The organism is Shewanella algae, from assembly GCF_009183365.2.
GTDB classification, from domain to species: Bacteria; Pseudomonadota; Gammaproteobacteria; order Enterobacterales; family Shewanellaceae; genus Shewanella; species Shewanella algae.
In genome coordinates this window covers 2,770,488-2,785,546 of the sequence record NZ_CP068230.1, presented here as the reverse complement: position 1 = coordinate 2,785,546, position 15,059 = coordinate 2,770,488, and the positions used below count along the sequence as shown (strand labels likewise).

The 15,059-nt window shown below is 53.3% G+C and carries 13 protein-coding genes; 7 read left to right on the top strand and 6 right to left on the bottom strand.

The window, feature by feature from the left end; all coding sequences use genetic code 11:
* Window positions 1–112 precede the first annotated feature (112 nt).
* The 3 genes from E1N14_RS12430 (at window position 113) to E1N14_RS12420 (ending at window position 2,710) form a co-directional block, all read left to right on the top strand.
* On the top strand, window positions 113–1,237 hold the full coding sequence (locus E1N14_RS12430) for an S-(hydroxymethyl)glutathione dehydrogenase/class III alcohol dehydrogenase (RefSeq protein WP_028781420.1): 1,125 nt from the start codon (window positions 113–115) through the stop codon (window positions 1,235–1,237).
* A gap of 10 nt (window positions 1,238–1,247) precedes the next feature.
* Complete coding sequence (gene fghA / locus E1N14_RS12425; protein ID WP_062793911.1) at window positions 1,248–2,084, top strand: S-formylglutathione hydrolase; 837 nt, start codon at window positions 1,248–1,250, stop codon at window positions 2,082–2,084.
* Between the two features lie 164 nt (window positions 2,085–2,248).
* The gene (locus E1N14_RS12420; protein WP_025011191.1) at window positions 2,249–2,710 is read left to right on the top strand and encodes a hypothetical protein; all 462 of its coding nucleotides are present in this window, start codon (window positions 2,249–2,251) and stop codon (window positions 2,708–2,710) included.
* A gap of 23 nt (window positions 2,711–2,733) precedes the next feature.
* On the opposite strand, the gene E1N14_RS12415 is transcribed toward E1N14_RS12420, so the two are convergent.
* The 4 genes from E1N14_RS12415 to ppsR form a co-directional block, all read right to left on the bottom strand.
* Window positions 2,734–3,399 (bottom strand): response regulator transcription factor, encoded by a 666-nt coding sequence (locus tag E1N14_RS12415; RefSeq protein ID WP_025011190.1) that lies wholly within the window; start codon window positions 3,397–3,399, stop codon window positions 2,734–2,736.
* A 224-nt stretch (window positions 3,400–3,623) separates the two neighbouring features.
* Window positions 3,624–4,055, bottom strand: a complete 432-nt coding sequence (locus E1N14_RS12410; RefSeq protein WP_025011189.1) for an acyl-CoA thioesterase — start codon at window positions 4,053–4,055, stop codon at window positions 3,624–3,626.
* Window positions 4,056–4,251: 196 nt separating this feature from the next.
* Window positions 4,252–5,316 carry a 3-deoxy-7-phosphoheptulonate synthase gene (locus tag E1N14_RS12405; RefSeq protein ID WP_025011188.1) on the bottom strand — a complete coding sequence of 355 codons (1,065 nt, stop codon included), beginning with the start codon at window positions 5,314–5,316 and terminating at the stop codon, window positions 4,252–4,254.
* Window positions 5,317–5,558: 242 nt separating this feature from the next.
* Window positions 5,559–6,371: a posphoenolpyruvate synthetase regulatory kinase/phosphorylase PpsR gene (ppsR, locus tag E1N14_RS12400; protein WP_025011187.1), complete on the bottom strand. Its 813-nt coding sequence runs from the start codon at window positions 6,369–6,371 to the stop codon at window positions 5,559–5,561.
* Window positions 6,372–6,495: 124 nt separating this feature from the next.
* Here ppsR and ppsA point away from each other — a divergent pair, with 124 nt between their 5' ends.
* The 4 genes from ppsA to E1N14_RS12380 all read left to right on the top strand — a co-directional run bounded on the left by ppsA (window position 6,496) and on the right by E1N14_RS12380 (window position 13,395).
* Entirely contained in the window at window positions 6,496–8,865 is a 2,370-nt protein-coding gene (ppsA, locus tag E1N14_RS12395; RefSeq protein ID WP_044734630.1) for a phosphoenolpyruvate synthase, read from the top strand.
* A 97-nt stretch (window positions 8,866–8,962) separates the two neighbouring features.
* Complete coding sequence (gene ydiJ, locus E1N14_RS12390) at window positions 8,963–12,007, top strand: D-2-hydroxyglutarate dehydrogenase YdiJ (RefSeq protein ID WP_025011186.1); 3,045 nt, start codon at window positions 8,963–8,965, stop codon at window positions 12,005–12,007.
* A 68-nt stretch (window positions 12,008–12,075) separates the two neighbouring features.
* Entirely contained in the window at window positions 12,076–12,525 is a 450-nt protein-coding gene (locus tag E1N14_RS12385; protein WP_025011185.1) for a DUF1285 domain-containing protein, read from the top strand.
* A 447-nt stretch (window positions 12,526–12,972) separates the two neighbouring features.
* On the top strand, window positions 12,973–13,395 hold the full coding sequence (locus E1N14_RS12380) for a MarR family winged helix-turn-helix transcriptional regulator (protein ID WP_025011184.1): 423 nt from the start codon (window positions 12,973–12,975) through the stop codon (window positions 13,393–13,395).
* Window positions 13,396–13,423: 28 nt separating this feature from the next.
* Here E1N14_RS12380 and E1N14_RS12375 read toward each other — a convergent pair whose 3' ends face one another.
* Both E1N14_RS12375 and E1N14_RS12370 read right to left on the bottom strand, forming a co-directional pair.
* Window positions 13,424–13,762, bottom strand: a complete 339-nt coding sequence (locus E1N14_RS12375) for a hypothetical protein (protein WP_223828833.1) — start codon at window positions 13,760–13,762, stop codon at window positions 13,424–13,426.
* A 173-nt stretch (window positions 13,763–13,935) separates the two neighbouring features.
* Window positions 13,936–14,970, bottom strand: coding sequence for a Glu/Leu/Phe/Val dehydrogenase dimerization domain-containing protein (locus E1N14_RS12370; protein ID WP_044734628.1), 1,035 nt, complete (start codon window positions 14,968–14,970; stop codon window positions 13,936–13,938).
* Window positions 14,971–15,059 lie beyond the last annotated feature (89 nt).

Sequence of the window (15,059 nt, the reverse complement as noted above, 5' to 3'; positions counted from 1 at the left end):
GATTTGTATATTTGGCTGATTATCTTTTATTTGGGAATAAATACAATGTTGGCATCCGGTTTATGAGCCAAGAGGTTCGTTACCGAATCAATCACAACAGAAGGAAGCGACAATGACAGACAAATTTATCAAGTCCCGCGCCGCCGTAGCCTGGGCCGCCGGTGAGCCGTTGAAGATGGAAGAGGTGGATGTGATGTTGCCCAAGGCCGGTGAGGTATTGGTGCGCATTGTTGCCAGTGGTGTGTGTCATACCGATGCCTTTACTTTGAGCGGCGACGACCCAGAAGGCGTGTTTCCGGCCATTCTCGGCCATGAGGGCGGCGGTATAGTGGAGATGGTCGGCGAAGGCGTCACCAGTGTGGCGGTGGGCGATCATGTTATTCCTCTTTACACGCCTGAATGCGGTGAGTGTAAGTTCTGCCGCTCCGGCAAGACCAACCTGTGTCAGAAGATCCGTGAGACCCAAGGCAAGGGCCTGATGCCGGATGGTACCACCCGCTTCTTCAAAGACGGCAAGCCGATTTTCCACTACATGGGCTGCTCGACTTTCTCTGAATATACGGTATTGCCTGAGATCTCCCTGGCCAAAGTCAACAAGTCGGCACCGCTGGAAGAGATCTGCCTTCTGGGCTGCGGTGTCACTACCGGCATGGGCGCTGTAATGAACACTGCCAAGGTGGAAGAGGGCGCCACCGTGGCCATCTTCGGGCTCGGCGGCATAGGGTTGTCGGCGGTGATTGGCGCTGTGATGGCCAAGGCCGGTCGCATCATAGGCATAGATGTCAATGAATCCAAGTTTGAACTGGCAAAGAAGCTGGGGGCAACCGAGTGCATCAACCCCAAGGACTATGACAAGCCTATTCAACAGGTGATTGTGGATTTGACCGACGGCGGCGTCGATTATTCGTTCGAGTGTATCGGCAATGTGGATGTGATGCGCTCGGCGCTCGAGTGTTGCCACAAGGGCTGGGGCGAATCGGTGATCATCGGGGTTGCCGGTGCCGGACAGGAGATCTCCACCAGACCTTTCCAACTGGTGACCGGCCGGGTGTGGAAAGGCTCGGCTTTCGGTGGTGTCAAAGGACGCTCACAATTGCCTGGCATAGTGGAAGATTATCTGGCCGGTAAATTCAAGCTGGATGACTTTATCACCCACACCATGGGGCTTGAAGATATCAATGAAGCCTTCGAGCTGATGCATGAAGGCAAGAGCATTCGCAGCGTGATCCACTTCTGAGGACCTTCTGATGGAAAATATCAGTAACAACAGGTCGTTTGGAGGCTGGCACAAGCAGTATCGTCATCACTCCAGCAGTCTGAACTGCGAGATGCGTTTCGCCATCTATCTGCCGGAGCAGGCCAATAGCCAAAAGGTACCTGTGCTGTATTGGCTCTCCGGGTTGACCTGTACGGATGAAAACTTTATGCAAAAGGCCGGGGCCCAGCGCCTCGCGTCTCAGCTGGGGCTGGCCATAGTCTGTCCGGATACCAGTCCGCGCGGAGAAGGCGTGGCCGATGCCGATGATGCCGCCTACGATCTGGGGTTGGGGGCCGGTTTTTATGTCAATGCTACCCAGGCCCCCTGGAGCAGCCACTATCGTATGTATGACTATGTGGTAGATGAGTTGCCGGCATTGATAGAACAGCACTTTCCGGTATCGGATAAGCGCGCCATTGCCGGTCACTCAATGGGCGGCCACGGCGCGCTGATGATAGCCCTTAAAAATCCGGGCCGTTATCTCAGCGCCAGTGCCTTTGCCCCCATCAGTCATCCTAGCCAGTGCCCTTGGGGCCAGAAGGCGTTTGCTGCCTATCTTGGCAGCGACAGGGAGGCTTGGAAGGCTTATGACACGGTAGAGCTGATAAAAAGTGGTGCCAAAGGGCTACCGATGCGGGTTGATCAGGGCGAGAGTGATCTGTTTCTGGCCGAGCAGTTACTGCCACAGGCCTTGCAGGCCGCAGCCACTGATGCTGGAATTGCGCTGAGTTTTCACAGCCACCCCGGCTATGATCACAGCTACTATTTTATCGCCTCATTTATCGACGAGCAGCTTAAGTTTCATGCCGGCCATCTGGGCTTGTAAACGCTGAGCCTCTCAAATGCAGCGCCGCCGAGGGTTTGCCCCGGCGGCGCTTTTTTATGCGTTATAGCGGCCATTGCCCGGTATCCGCTTGTTGAGTACTTTCTTGTTTACCCCACTTTTGTCTGAGGGGGGATTAACGAGCGCAGGGATTAATGGGAGGGAGCATGAAAATAGGCAGATGGCAGACACCCTTTGAGCAGGGGGATCTTTTTATCACCGGGCTCTTCTGGGGCGGTGATTTCATGTTGCAGCTTCCCGGCGGCAAACGCTATCAAATCAAAAATACGCCCCATCCCGGAGTCGATCTCAGCCTGGAGCTGTTTCATTTACCGAGTGAAGGGCGCTATCGGCTGCATTACCACTCGGTCACTGCGTTTCGTATGTTGGATGAACATGGGTTGCTGGAACTTTGGCAGGCGCTGAGCGAGCTTGGGGACGAACAGGGTTACAACAGCCGCCTGATTAAAGATCACGCCTGGTCGCAGGAAAGCCCAATCAGTTTCTTCCATGGACACAGCGAAGGCTGGTCACATCTTATCTGCACCGGCGATGAGTGTGTCGAAGTGTTGTGCCCGGGTGCGCCGGAAATCATCTATCTTGGCAAATGTGCCGCCATGGAGGACTGAAAAATCTTTGGGAAGCGGTGAGATCAGTTGATCTCGACCTTTTCCATCCCCAGTTGCTGCAGCGCTATCACGGCCTGGGTGCGGTTGCGAACCCCCAACTTACGGAAGATAGCGGTGGCGTGGGCCTTGATGGTCGCCTCGGATACGCCCAGGTCGTAGGCTATCTGCTTGTTGAGCAGGCCTTCGGCAAACATCTGCAACACCTTGTATTGCTGCGGCGTCAGCTCCGAGAGCTTGCCGGCGACCTTGTCGGTTTCGTCCTCATCATTGATTTCAACCAACTCTATGCCTTGAGGCAGCCAGATATCGCCGAACATTACTGCGGTGATTGCTTCGATAAAGGTTTCCATCGAAGCCGATTTGGGAATAAAACCGGCGCCGCCGTAATGCAGGGCACGGCTGATGGTGGCGGCATCTTCGTGGGCTGAAATCACTATCACCGGCAGTTCGGGGAAGTGGGCGCGCAGATGGATAAGGGTGGAGTAGCCATGGGAGCCCGGCATCTGCAGATCCAGTAGTACCAGATCATAGCCCTGATGAGTTTGCTCAAGCAGTTTTTGCAGCGCATCGGCACTGTCGGCCTCAAACCAGCGGGTATTGGATAAACCACTGTTAAGCGCCTGGCGCAGGGCATTGCGAAATAAAGGGTGATCATCGGCGATGATAATATTTAAGTTTTCTGGCTTCATGGCTTGTTATGATTATGGCTCTGCACGCTGAAGAAGGGTCAATGTAACAGAAAAGTGACAAATAATCCTATTGCTTTATCAGGGTTTAAGTGACTTTTTGTTACTGTCGCTTTTAGACTTTAGTCGAGAATGACGGTCAATAAAAGCCTTTTCAGCGGCAAAGACTGTTGCAGAATGAAACCTAAAAAGCCTGTAGCCAGATACAGGCCAGGATTATGCGAGGCCTAGTTGGCCAGATCATCACTCCAGATCTGGGTCGGCTTTCTGTCTTCATCGACAGCCACGAAGGTGAAGACACCGCGGATCGCGTGCTCGCGCTTATCCTGATACATATCTTCTACAAAAATGTTCACTTCGACTTTCATCGAGGTGTTGCCCACATGGATCACCCGGGCGATCAATTCTGCCAGGCTACCGGCGGGGATCGGTTTTTTGAAATCGATTCTGTCAGAGCTGACGGTGACCAGTGTCTTGCGACAAAAGCGGGTGGCGGCGATAAAAGCGGTTTCATCCATCCAGGCGAGGGCTTCACCGCCAAACAGTGTGTTGTGATGATTGGTAATGGACGGGAAAACCGCCTTGATCACCCGAGCCTCGGCTTGTTCAATTCGGCGTGCTACGGCCACTTCATATTGGCTCTGTGTCGTTTCTGGCATACGGCAACCTCAAGGTTATGCTGGAAAATCAGGGGCGGTATTATAGTTCGACCAAAGGCGGATTGACAGCCTGGGCCAGAAAGCCCTGCATGAAAAATATTGGATGTTCAAATGTATCCGGGCATGAAAAAGCCCCGACATCTCCAGCGTGGAGATACCGGGGCGATTCCATTTCAGTGGTCCGTATCTGGGCGACTCATTTGCCCAGCAGGCGGCGTCTTTCCTTGGCAGCAGCGGCCAGATCTCTGAGCAGCTTTTCCGAGTCTTCCCAGTGCAGGCAGGCATCTGTGATGCTTTTGCCGTAAGTGAGTGGCTCACCGGCAACCACTTTCTGATTGCCTTCCACAATAAAACTCTCGGCCATGATACCGGCAATGGCGGTGGAGCCGCTGCGCAGCTGCGTCATGATATCTTCGGCGACTTCCAGCTGCTTCTTGTGCTGCTTCTGGCTGTTACCATGGCTGAAGTCGACCACTATGCCGGAGTGGATCCCAACCGAGTCCATCTGCTCTCTGGCTTTGGTCACATGTTGCTCACTGTAGTTGGGAGTTTTACCGCCGCGCAGAATGATATGCCCGTACGGATTACCATGGGTGCGGTAGACCGCCAGTGAGCCGTCTTTGTCCGGAGAGTAGAAGATATGTGGTTCTCTGGCGGCGCGCACTGCATCGACGGCGATATTGATGTTGCCGTCGGTACCGTTCTTGAAGCCTACCGGGCAGGAGAGTGCCGAGGCCATTTCGCGGTGAATTTGGCTTTCTGTGGTGCGGGCCCCGATGGCGCCCCAAGTGATGAGATCGGCAATATACTGACCATTCACCATATCCAAAAACTCGGTGGCGATAGGCAGTTTCAGCTCGGTGATCTGCTGAAGCAACTTGCGGGCAAGGCGCAGGCCTTTATTGGGGCTGAAGCTGCCGTCCAAGTCAGGATCGGAAATCAGCCCTTTCCAGCCGACTATGGTGCGGGGCTTCTCAAAATAGACCCGCATCAGAATGCAGAGATCGTCTTTGAGTTCATGGTGCAGCTTGGCCAAGCGACCGGCATACTCCAGGGCCGCTTCTGTGTCATGGATGGAGCAGGGTCCTATGATGACCAACAAACGCGGATCGTCACCCTGAATAATGGCTTCGACTTCGCGGCGTTGTTCAACCAGGTAGTCTGCGGCTTCCTGAGTCAATGGATACTCAGATGCGAGTTGGGCAGGTGAGATCACTTTACATAAGAGAGAGGTGCGTAATTCGTCTGTTTTAATGGTCATTCATGATACCGGGGGAAATTTCTTGAGCGCTTTGCGCTTATCTTGTGTCGGATTATAACCAATCGAGCCGAGCTGCAAAGTGGCAATTGTCCGATAATTGCCCAAGTGGGCCTTGAAAAAGTGTCAAGTCCCACTTGAGCCATTCAGGGTTCGCACTGTGGTAACAAGTAGTTAGCCAGAAAATGCCATTCTGTAACTCAGTTTCAACTCGGGCAGGTTTTGTCTGCCGCCTGGGGGTATTTTCAGAACATATGGCGCTCAAGACCCGTGGCGTCGAGGATCTTGGTGGCAATTTCCTCGACCGATTGGTTGGTGGTGTCTATATAAGGTATGCGCTCTTTCTTGAACATCATCTCCACCTCTTTGACTTCGAGGCGGCATTGGCGCAAGGAGGAATAGCGGCTGTTCTCCATTCGGCTCTGACGTATCTCATGCAGGCGTACGGGTTCAATGGTCAGCCCAAACAGTTTGGGTTTGTTGCGTTTCAGCACCTCGGGCAGCTTGAGGTTGTCCATATCATCCTGAATAAAAGGATAGTTGGCGGCCTTGATACCAAACTGCATCGACAGATAGAGGCTTGATGGCGTCTTGCCGCAGCGGGAAACCCCAAGCAGGATAATGTCGGCCTTGTCCATATGCTTCATGGTTTGGCCGTCGTCGTTTTCCATGGCAAAGTTGATGGCGTCGATACGGGCATCGTAACCTGCGTTGGCCATACCATGGGTGCGATGCAGTGCCGGGCTGGCCGGTACCCCCAATTGTTGCTCCAGTGGCGCGACAAAAGTGTTGAGAAAGTCGTAGTCCAGGCCTTCACTGGAATAAATGATGTCGCGAATTTCCGGTTTGACGATGGAATGAAACACCAGAGGCCGTTCCCCTGTTGTAATAAAACTATCATTAATCTGCTTTTTAACAGCTTCTGCCTTAGCAATATTTTCCACAAAAGGAATGGTAAGTGAGTCAAATTCCAATGGAAATTGAGAAAGTACTGCGTGACCAAACACTTCGGCCGTGATCGCTGTTCCATCAGAAATGTAGAATACTTTACGTGCCATGCCGACCTCGTGTAGTAATAAAATTACAAATAAAATTATAGATTTACGCTTGTTGCCACGGAGTGTAAAATGCCGCTGCCCTCGTGTGAAGGGGCCACTGAAATAAACTTGCGGAGATAGAACTGTGCAGCAATACGTACTCTGGTATCAGGAATTAGGCATGGGTGACGTCAACAAGGTCGGCGGTAAAAACGCTTCCCTTGGTGAAATGATCAGTAATCTGGCCAATGCCGGTGTTCAAGTACCTGGCGGCTTTGCGACCACATCCCACGCGTTCAATGAGTTTCTTGAGCAAAGTGGAGTAAACCAGAAGATATACGACATTCTTGACACATTGGATGTAGATGATGTCAACGCACTGGCTAAAGTTGGTGCACAGATCAGACAGTGGGTTATCGAAACCCCATTTCAGCCAGAACTCGAACAAGCGATTCGGGAAGCCTACGAAAAATTAGCCTCTGAAACCCAAGACGCCTCATTCGCCGTGCGTTCCTCTGCTACTGCAGAAGATATGCCCGACGCTTCATTTGCCGGTCAGCAAGAAACCTTCCTCAACGTGAAGGGCTTCGAAGCTGTATTGGTTGCCATCAAGCATGTGTTTGCCTCCCTGTTCAATGATCGCGCTATCTCCTATCGTGTGCATCAGGGTTACGACCATCGCGGTGTGGCGCTGTCAGCCGGTGTTCAGCGCATGGTACGTTCAGACAAGGCGGCTTCAGGCGTGATGTTCACCATGGATACCGAGTCCGGTAACAAGGATGTGGTATTTATCACTTCTTCCTTCGGTTTGGGCGAAATGGTAGTACAAGGTGCGGTTAACCCGGACGAGTTCTATGTACACAAGCCAACCCTGACTGCCGGTCACAAGGCCGTTGTTCGTCGTAACATCGGCAGCAAGCTGATCCAGATGGTGTACTCGGATGATGCATCTCACGGCAAGCAGGTGAAAATTGAAGATGTCGCCAAAGAACAGCGCATGACTTTCTCCATCAATGATGAAGAAGTGATGGAGCTGGCCAAGCAGGCGATGATCATTGAAAAGCATTATGGCCGTCCGATGGATATCGAATGGGCCAAAGACGGTAACGACGGTCGTCTCTACATAGTTCAGGCTCGCCCTGAAACCGTACGCTCCCGTGAAGATGTGCAGCTGATTGAGCGTTATCACCTCAAGAGCCGTGGCGAAGTGATCTGTGAGGGTCGCGCCATTGGCCACAAGGTGGGATCAGGTGTTGCCAAGGTGCTCAAATCTATCGACGAAATGGACAAGATCCAGCCAGGCGATGTACTGGTTACCGATATGACCGACCCGGATTGGGAACCTATCATGAAGCGCGCCAGCGCCATTGTCACCAACCGTGGTGGTCGTACTTGTCACGCTGCTATCATTGCCCGTGAACTGGGCGTGCCTGCGGTAGTGGGTTGTGGTGACGTGACCGACAAAATTCAAAACGGTCAGGAAGTAACGGTATCCTGCGCCGAAGGCGACACAGGTTATATCTATCAAGGCAAGCTGGAGTTTGATGTGATTTCCAGCCGCGTTGATTCCATGCCTGATCTGCCGATGAAGATAATGATGAACGTGGGTAACCCTGACCGCGCCTTCGACTTTGCCCGTCTGCCTAACGAAGGTGTGGGTCTGGCCCGTCTCGAGTTCATCATCAACCGTATGATAGGTATTCACCCCAAGGCTCTGCTGGAATTTGATCAGCAAACCGATGAGCTGAAAGCCGAGATCACCGAGATGATTGCCGGTTATGATTCTCCGGTTGAATACTATGTTGCCCGTCTGGTGGAAGGTATCTCTTCTATCGCTGCAGCATTCCACCCCAAGAAGGCCATCGTGCGTATGTCTGACTTCAAGTCAAACGAATATGCCAACCTGATCGGCGGTGACAAGTACGAGCCAGAGGAAGAGAACCCAATGCTGGGCTTCCGTGGCGCCAGCCGCTATATCTCCGAGTCGTTCCGTGATTGTTTCGCCCTCGAGTGTGAAGCCATCAAGCGGGTTCGTAACGACATGGGGCTGAAGAACGTAGAGATCATGATCCCGTTCGTTCGTACTCTTGAAGAAGGCCGTCAGGTTATCGAACTGCTGAAAGAGCAAGGTCTGGAGCGTGGTAAAGATGGTCTGCGCGTCATCATGATGTGTGAACTGCCATCCAACGCCCTGCTGGCGGATCAGTTCCTGGAGATGTTTGATGGTTTCTCCATCGGCTCCAACGACCTGACTCAGCTGACTCTGGGTCTGGACCGTGACTCGGGCATCATCAGTCACCTGTTCGACGAGCGTAACGAAGCCGTTAAGGCATTGCTGGCGATGGCTATCAAGTCTGCCAAGGCCAAGGGTGCTTACGTGGGTATCTGTGGTCAGGGTCCTTCGGATCACGCCGACTTCGCTGCCTGGTTGGTGGAGCAGGGCATAGACACAGTGTCTCTGAACCCAGACACAGTGATCGACACCTGGTTGTACCTGGCTGAAGCCCACGGCTAAGCTTGAAACAACTCAGTAAGTTATGAAAGAAGCCGCTTTTTAGCGGCTTCTTTTTGTTTATAATGGCCCGATAACAATAATTGAGCCGAGCAATAAGATGTTACCCCTATTATCACACCAACAAACTCTGGAACCCCTGTATCTGGATTATCTGGATGCGCTTGAGCAGCGAGGCTTTCGCGGCGATATCGACAGGCGCTACAGTGCCCGCTTGGCTCAAGCGACGGATAACTCTGTCTATCAGTTCCTGCCGCAGGCGGTGCTCTATCCCAGAGACAGCGCCGATATTGCCATGGCGTTGCAGCTCGCCTGTGAGGAGGCTTTTGCCAAGGTGGTCTTCAGTGCCCGCGGCGGTGGTACCGGAACCAATGGCCAGGCGCTGACCCATGGGATAGTGCTGGACCTCTCGCGCCATATGAACCGGGTGCTGGAAGTTAATCCAGAGGAAGGTTGGGTCAGAGTCGAGGCCGGTGTGGTCAAGGATGCGCTCAATGATGCGCTGCGGCCGCACGGCTTTTTCTTCAGCCCGGATCTTTCCACCTCCAACCGTGCCACTCTGGGCGGCATGATCAATACCGATGCCTCCGGCGCCGGCTCGCTGGTGTATGGCAAGACCTCGGATCATGTGCTGGAGCTTACCAGTGTGTTGGTGGATGGCAGTGTGCTGCACACGGCTCCGGTGAGCCGCGAGGCACTGGAATCGGGTGAGAAGGTCACTGACAACCCGCTCGGCAACAAGTTGATTACCGAAGTGGCCCGTCGCTGCCGTGAGCAGCGAGAACTGATTGAACAGCGCTTTCCCAAACTGAACCGTTTTTTGACCGGTTACGATCTGAAAAATGTCTGGGATCAACAGCTCTGCGAATTCAATCTGTCGCGGATCCTCACGGGCTCAGAGGGTACGCTGGCGGTGGTGACTGAGGCCAAACTGGATATCACCCCTTTGCCGGCCAGCCGCCTTATGGTCAACATCAAGTATGACTCTTTTGAATCGGCACTACGCCATGCGCCCGACTTGGTGCTCGCCAATGCCACTGTGGTGGAAACCGTCGATTCCAAGGTGCTGAATCTGGCGCGGGAAGACATTATCTGGCACTCGGTATCCGAGCTTATCCAGGAAGTGCCCGGCAAGGTAATCGATGGCCTTAACATGGTGGAGTTTGCCGGAGAACAAGCCCAGGTCGATGAGCGGGCAGAGCGTCTGGCCGCGGCGCTGGATGCACAGATTGCCGCCGGTGAAAAAGGGGTGCTTGGGTATCAGCTTACCCGGGATGCCGGTTCCATCAATAAGATTTATGCCATGCGCAAGAAGGCGGTCGGGCTGCTCGGGGCCACCAAAGGCCGCCGCAAACCGATAGCCTTCGCCGAAGATACCGCCGTACCACCGGAAAAGCTCGCCGACTATATCATGGAGTTCCGTGCCCTGTTGGATAGCCATCAACTGCAATACGGCATGTTCGGCCATGTGGATGCCGGGGTGCTGCACGTGCGTCCGGCGCTGGATATGTGCGATCCCAAGGATGAAGCCTTGCTGCGCATCGTTTCGGATCAAGTGGCGGCACTGACGCAGAAATACGGCGGCCTGATGTGGGGCGAGCACGGTAAAGGCGTGCGTGGTGAGTATGGCCCCCAGGTATTTGGCGAGCAGCTTTGGAGTGAGCTTGAAGAAGTTAAGACGCTGTTCGACCCCCAGAATAAACTCAACCCAGGTAAGCTGGTGGCGCCCAAAGGCCAACAGCTTATCTACAATGTCGACAGTACCAAGCGCGGCAGTTTCGATAGGCAAATACCTGTCAGTGTCCGCGATGCCTTCCCGGATGTGATGAATTGTAACGGCAACGGCCTGTGTTTCAACTACAGCCGCTTTTCACCCATGTGCCCCTCTTTCAAGGTGACTGGAGACAGGATCCATTCGCCCAAGGGCCGCGCCGGATTAATGCGTGAGTGGCTGCGACTGCTGGAATCTGAAGGCGTTGACGTCAATCTGCTGGCCAAGTCCAAACCCATGGGCTTATTGCAGCGGCTGCAGAACAGCCTCAACGCCAAGAAAGAATACGACTATTCCCACGAGGTGATGGAGTCGCTCAAGGGCTGTCTCGCCTGTAAGGCGTGCTCCGGCCAGTGTCCGGTGAAGGTGGATGTTCCCAAGTTCCGGGCACAGTTTTTCAGTATCTATTACCGCCGTTATCAGCGTCCCGCCAAGGATTACCTGGTGGCCGGTGTCGAGGATTCGGTGCAGCTGATGGCCAAGGCGCCCCGGCTGAGTAACTTTGCGGCGCAGAACCCTCTATCCAAGTGGGTGATTAAGAAGGCTCTGGGGTATGTGGATGCGCCTGCGCTGTCTGTTCCTACGCTGAAACAGCGCCTGGATGCTCACCCCAGCCGCGGTTATGATCTCAACGCCTTGAGCGCTATTCCCGCCGCTGAGCGACAAAATTATGTGTTGGTAGTGCAGGATCCTTTCAACAGCTTCTACGATGCTGAACTGGTTTATCGCTTTATTCGCCTGATTGAAGCGCTTGGACTCAAGCCGGTATTGCTGCCGTTCAAGCCCAACGGTAAACCGGCTCATATCAAGGGTTTCCTTGAGCAGTTTGCCAAGACGGCGCAGACCTCCGCCGATTTTCTCAATCAGGTGCATGCCCTTGGCATGCCCATGGTGGGGGTAGATCCGGCGTTGGTGCTGGTTTATCGTGACGAATACCGTGAAGCGCTCGGCGCCAAGCGCGGCCAATTCAATGTCCAGCTTGCCAGCGAGTGGCTCAGTGCCATGCTCGAGCAGTTACCGCAACTGCCTGCAAGCGGGCGCGAGTTCACCTGGTTCAGCCACTGCACTGAATCCAGTGCTCGCCCCGGCACTGCCAAAGAATGGCAAACCATCTTTGCCCGTTTTGGTGCCAAGTTGGGAACCGTGAATCTGGGTTGTTGCGGCATGGCCGGTACCTATGGCCATGAGCTGGAAAACCTGCCACGCTCCAAGGCTCTGTATGAGATGTCCTGGGACGAGGCGATAAAGTCGCTGCCGCAGGAGCAGATACTGGTGTCCGGCTACTCTTGTCGCAGCCAGGTCAAACGCTTTGGTGGCTTCAGGCCCAGGCACCCCATCGAAGCCTTGCTGGAGCTGACTCAAACGCAAGCCTGAGAGCGCCAAGAATAGGGCTCCAAAAGTGTGGAGCCCATGAATAGGGAACCCAAGAATAGGAAGTCAGGATGAAACAGTCGGCAGACAAGGTGAGTGACGCTCTGAAAGGGCTTGGGGCAAGGCCGGACTTGTGTCAGCAGCAAGCCCTGTTTGAGATAGACGTTAAAGGCGACTGGTATTATCTCAACTCACCGTTGCCGGCCAAGTTCGCCAGGCTCTTCAGTAGTATTTTGCACTGCATCGAGGGTGAACATCTGTTGATTACCCCGGCAGAGCGTTTGAAGGTAGCGGTGGCCGACACACCGCTCATCATAGTTGATTACAAGCAGCTGGATATCGAGGCCGAGAGCAGCCGTTTTGCCCTGGTTTGCTCCCAGGGTAATGAGTTCGAGGTGCTGGGGCTCAATGCCTTTGAGAGCGCCGAATCCGGGCTATTGGTAAGCTTGCCTCGAGGTCTAAAGGCCAGGCTTGGGCGTGCCTGTTTCTATCGCTTTGCCGAAACCTATTTACTGAGTTAAAAGTCAAAGGAATCGCTTTGCCATTCAGGCAGATATAAAACCTTTATTTACAGTAGCCTGACTGTAAATGCCCCATTATTCTCCTTTCTTGTGTTAGTGAAATATTCAGCAGGTGGTAGTATTAATACCATTCGTATAGAAGTTTGATTGACTCAGAATCAGGGCCGCCACTCAAGTTTAAAGCGGATACTGGACTGGTAGATATGCCCCAAAAGGCGAGTTAAAAAGCTGCGTATAGGGCGGTCAATGCAGATTTATTCCGCTGGAGATGCCCTACCTTGCGCTGCTTTCATGCCCCTGAGTAGGTCAATCATTTGGCTCAGTGGTATAGTTAAACTCGGCAGCGGCATGGCCCGGCGTCAATGAAGCAGAATAAGCGATTTTGCTGAATGGGGCGAAGCCCTGCCGATAGCGAACAGACAAGCCCTGAAGTACAGGAGGTGTTGCTTGAACCGCAAAGAGAGTCTCGGTTATCTGGTATCCCATCTGAACGTGGAACTGCAACATGAACTGGATAGCCGCCTGAAGCGTTATCAGCTGGATATTAAACTCTGGCCTGTGTTGTTTGCGCTCTGGCAAGAGGAAGGGATCAGCCAAACCGAGTTGTCACGTCGCTGTGATGTGGCCAACTACACCATGACACGCCTGCTGGATCAACTGCAGGTACAAGGCTTAATCTATCGCCATCAGGAAGAAGACAACCGGCGTGCGTTTCAAATTTTTCTGACCGATCAGGCCAAGGCGATGGAGCAGGACTTAATTCGCGAGGCCGAGCGGGTCAACGAGAAGTTTATGGCAGCCTTGGATGAGCCGGAAAGAGGGCAGCTGCTCATGCTGCTCAACAAGATAAATCATACTGACAAGCGTTAACCCTATGGTTGAATGTGTGCTCGGTAAATCAAAGATAAACCAATAGCACGCACACCAATCCCCCCAGTAGCAACCAGTGTTGCAGATGTGAGCTGCTTGACTGCTGTTTCCCCTGTTTGAGGCTCGCCAGCAGGCGGTTACACTTGTAGATGCGACAGATAGTCAGCTCTGTGGTGGGGTCAACCAGGAGTTGCATTCGGCAACGTACACCGTTACGCAACTTGAAGCTGTGCTCGCTGTGCAGCCCCAGGTTGAATTTGCTGGATACCACTTTACCGTCGACAAACAAACGCTCAAATCCATTCCAGTTGCTGGCCTGTAATTCAACCTTTTGCTGTTCCACTTCATAGCCGAATCTGAGCATCATTGACTCCCTGACCTTCGAGATGACGAATGCTAAGTCAAGCAGAGGCAGATGACGCTTGCCAGTCCGTAAAAATGAATTTTCTGTTTCCGGTGCTTATCTATTTGCCGACAGGAGGAAAATTTTTTCAGTAATAAAAAAGGGCCCGAAGGCCCCTTTATGGAATATGAGCGAGCTTAGGCTTGGGTACCATTGATGATGGCGCGGGCCATCTCATCTGCTACTTCAGCCGTGGTGCGGTTTTGCTCATCGGCCTGCTTGAAGATGGACAACAGGGTGTTGTAGATCTCTTCAACCTTGGCGGTAGACTTGGTGGCATCATAGTCTTTTTCGAAAGACACGTTGATGATACCACCGGCGTTGATCACATAGTCTGGGGCATAGAGGATGCCCATCTGCTTGAGCTGCTCACCATGGCGTGGCTCGGCCAACTGGTTGTTGGCGCAGCCTGCGACTATGCTCGCTTTCAGCTGTGGCAGTGTGGTGTCGTTAAGTGTGGCGCCCAGGGCGCAAGGGGCATAGACATCGACGTCCAGAGCATAGATGTCCTGAGGGGCAACCACCACGGCGCCAAAGTCGGTGGCGACCTTGTCCAGTGATGCTTGATGAATATCGGTTACAAACAGCTCGGCGCCTTCTTCATGCAGGTGCTTGCACAGATAATAGCCCACATGGCCTACACCCTGAACGGCTATCTTGAGGCCTTTGAGGCTATCTTTGTCCAGCTTGTGTTTAACGGCAGCCTTGATACCCAGGTAAGTTCCCATGGCGGTAAAAGGAGAGGGATCGCCGCTCATTCCTTCCAGGCCAAGCACATAAGGGGTTTCATCATGGGCAATCATGATGTCGGCAGGGGTGGTACCCACATCTTCGGCCGAGTAGTAGCGGCCGCCCAGGCTGTGAACAAAACGGCCAAAGGCGCGGAACAGCTGCTCACGATTCTCTGTCTTGGGATCGGCTATGATCACCGACTTACCGCCACCCATGGCCAGACCGGCCAGCGCGTTCTTGTAAGTCATACCGCGGGAGAGGCGCAACACGTCAGTGAGAGCTTCATCATCTGATTGATAGTTCCACATACGGCAACCGCCTACGGCAGGGCCCAAGTTGGTGTTGTGGATGGCGATGATGGCGCGCAGGCCACTTTCCTTGTCATGACAGAATACTACCTGTTCATGTTCGTCGAATGATACATGATTAAATACAGCCACGTCTGTTCTCCGCTGTGCTTATTGGGGCGGCGCTTAGCGGCCGCCGACCGCTTGTTATATTTATTGCAGAACCATAGCATTTAGCGATA

Bases quoted from the DNA above. Each gene is read 5' to 3' on its own strand.
- E1N14_RS12405 (WP_025011188.1), bottom strand. From the start codon at position 5,316: ATGACCATTAAAACAGACGAATTACGCACCTCTCTCTTATGTAAAGTG.
- E1N14_RS12430 (WP_028781420.1), top strand. From the start codon at position 113: ATGACAGACAAATTTATCAAGTCCCGCGCCGCCGTAGCCTGGGCCGCC.
- E1N14_RS12415 (WP_025011190.1), bottom strand. From the start codon at position 3,399: ATGAAGCCAGAAAACTTAAATATTATCATCGCCGATGATCACCCTTTA.
- E1N14_RS12410 (WP_025011189.1), bottom strand. From the start codon at position 4,055: ATGCCAGAAACGACACAGAGCCAATATGAAGTGGCCGTAGCACGCCGA.
- fghA (WP_062793911.1), top strand. From the start codon at position 1,248: ATGGAAAATATCAGTAACAACAGGTCGTTTGGAGGCTGGCACAAGCAG.
- E1N14_RS12420 (WP_025011191.1), top strand. From the start codon at position 2,249: ATGAAAATAGGCAGATGGCAGACACCCTTTGAGCAGGGGGATCTTTTT.
- ydiJ (WP_025011186.1), top strand. From the start codon at position 8,963: ATGTTACCCCTATTATCACACCAACAAACTCTGGAACCCCTGTATCTG.
- ppsR (WP_025011187.1), bottom strand. From the start codon at position 6,371: ATGGCACGTAAAGTATTCTACATTTCTGATGGAACAGCGATCACGGCC.
- E1N14_RS12375 (WP_223828833.1), bottom strand. From the start codon at position 13,762: ATGATGCTCAGATTCGGCTATGAAGTGGAACAGCAAAAGGTTGAATTA.
- E1N14_RS12385 (WP_025011185.1), top strand. From the start codon at position 12,076: ATGAAACAGTCGGCAGACAAGGTGAGTGACGCTCTGAAAGGGCTTGGG.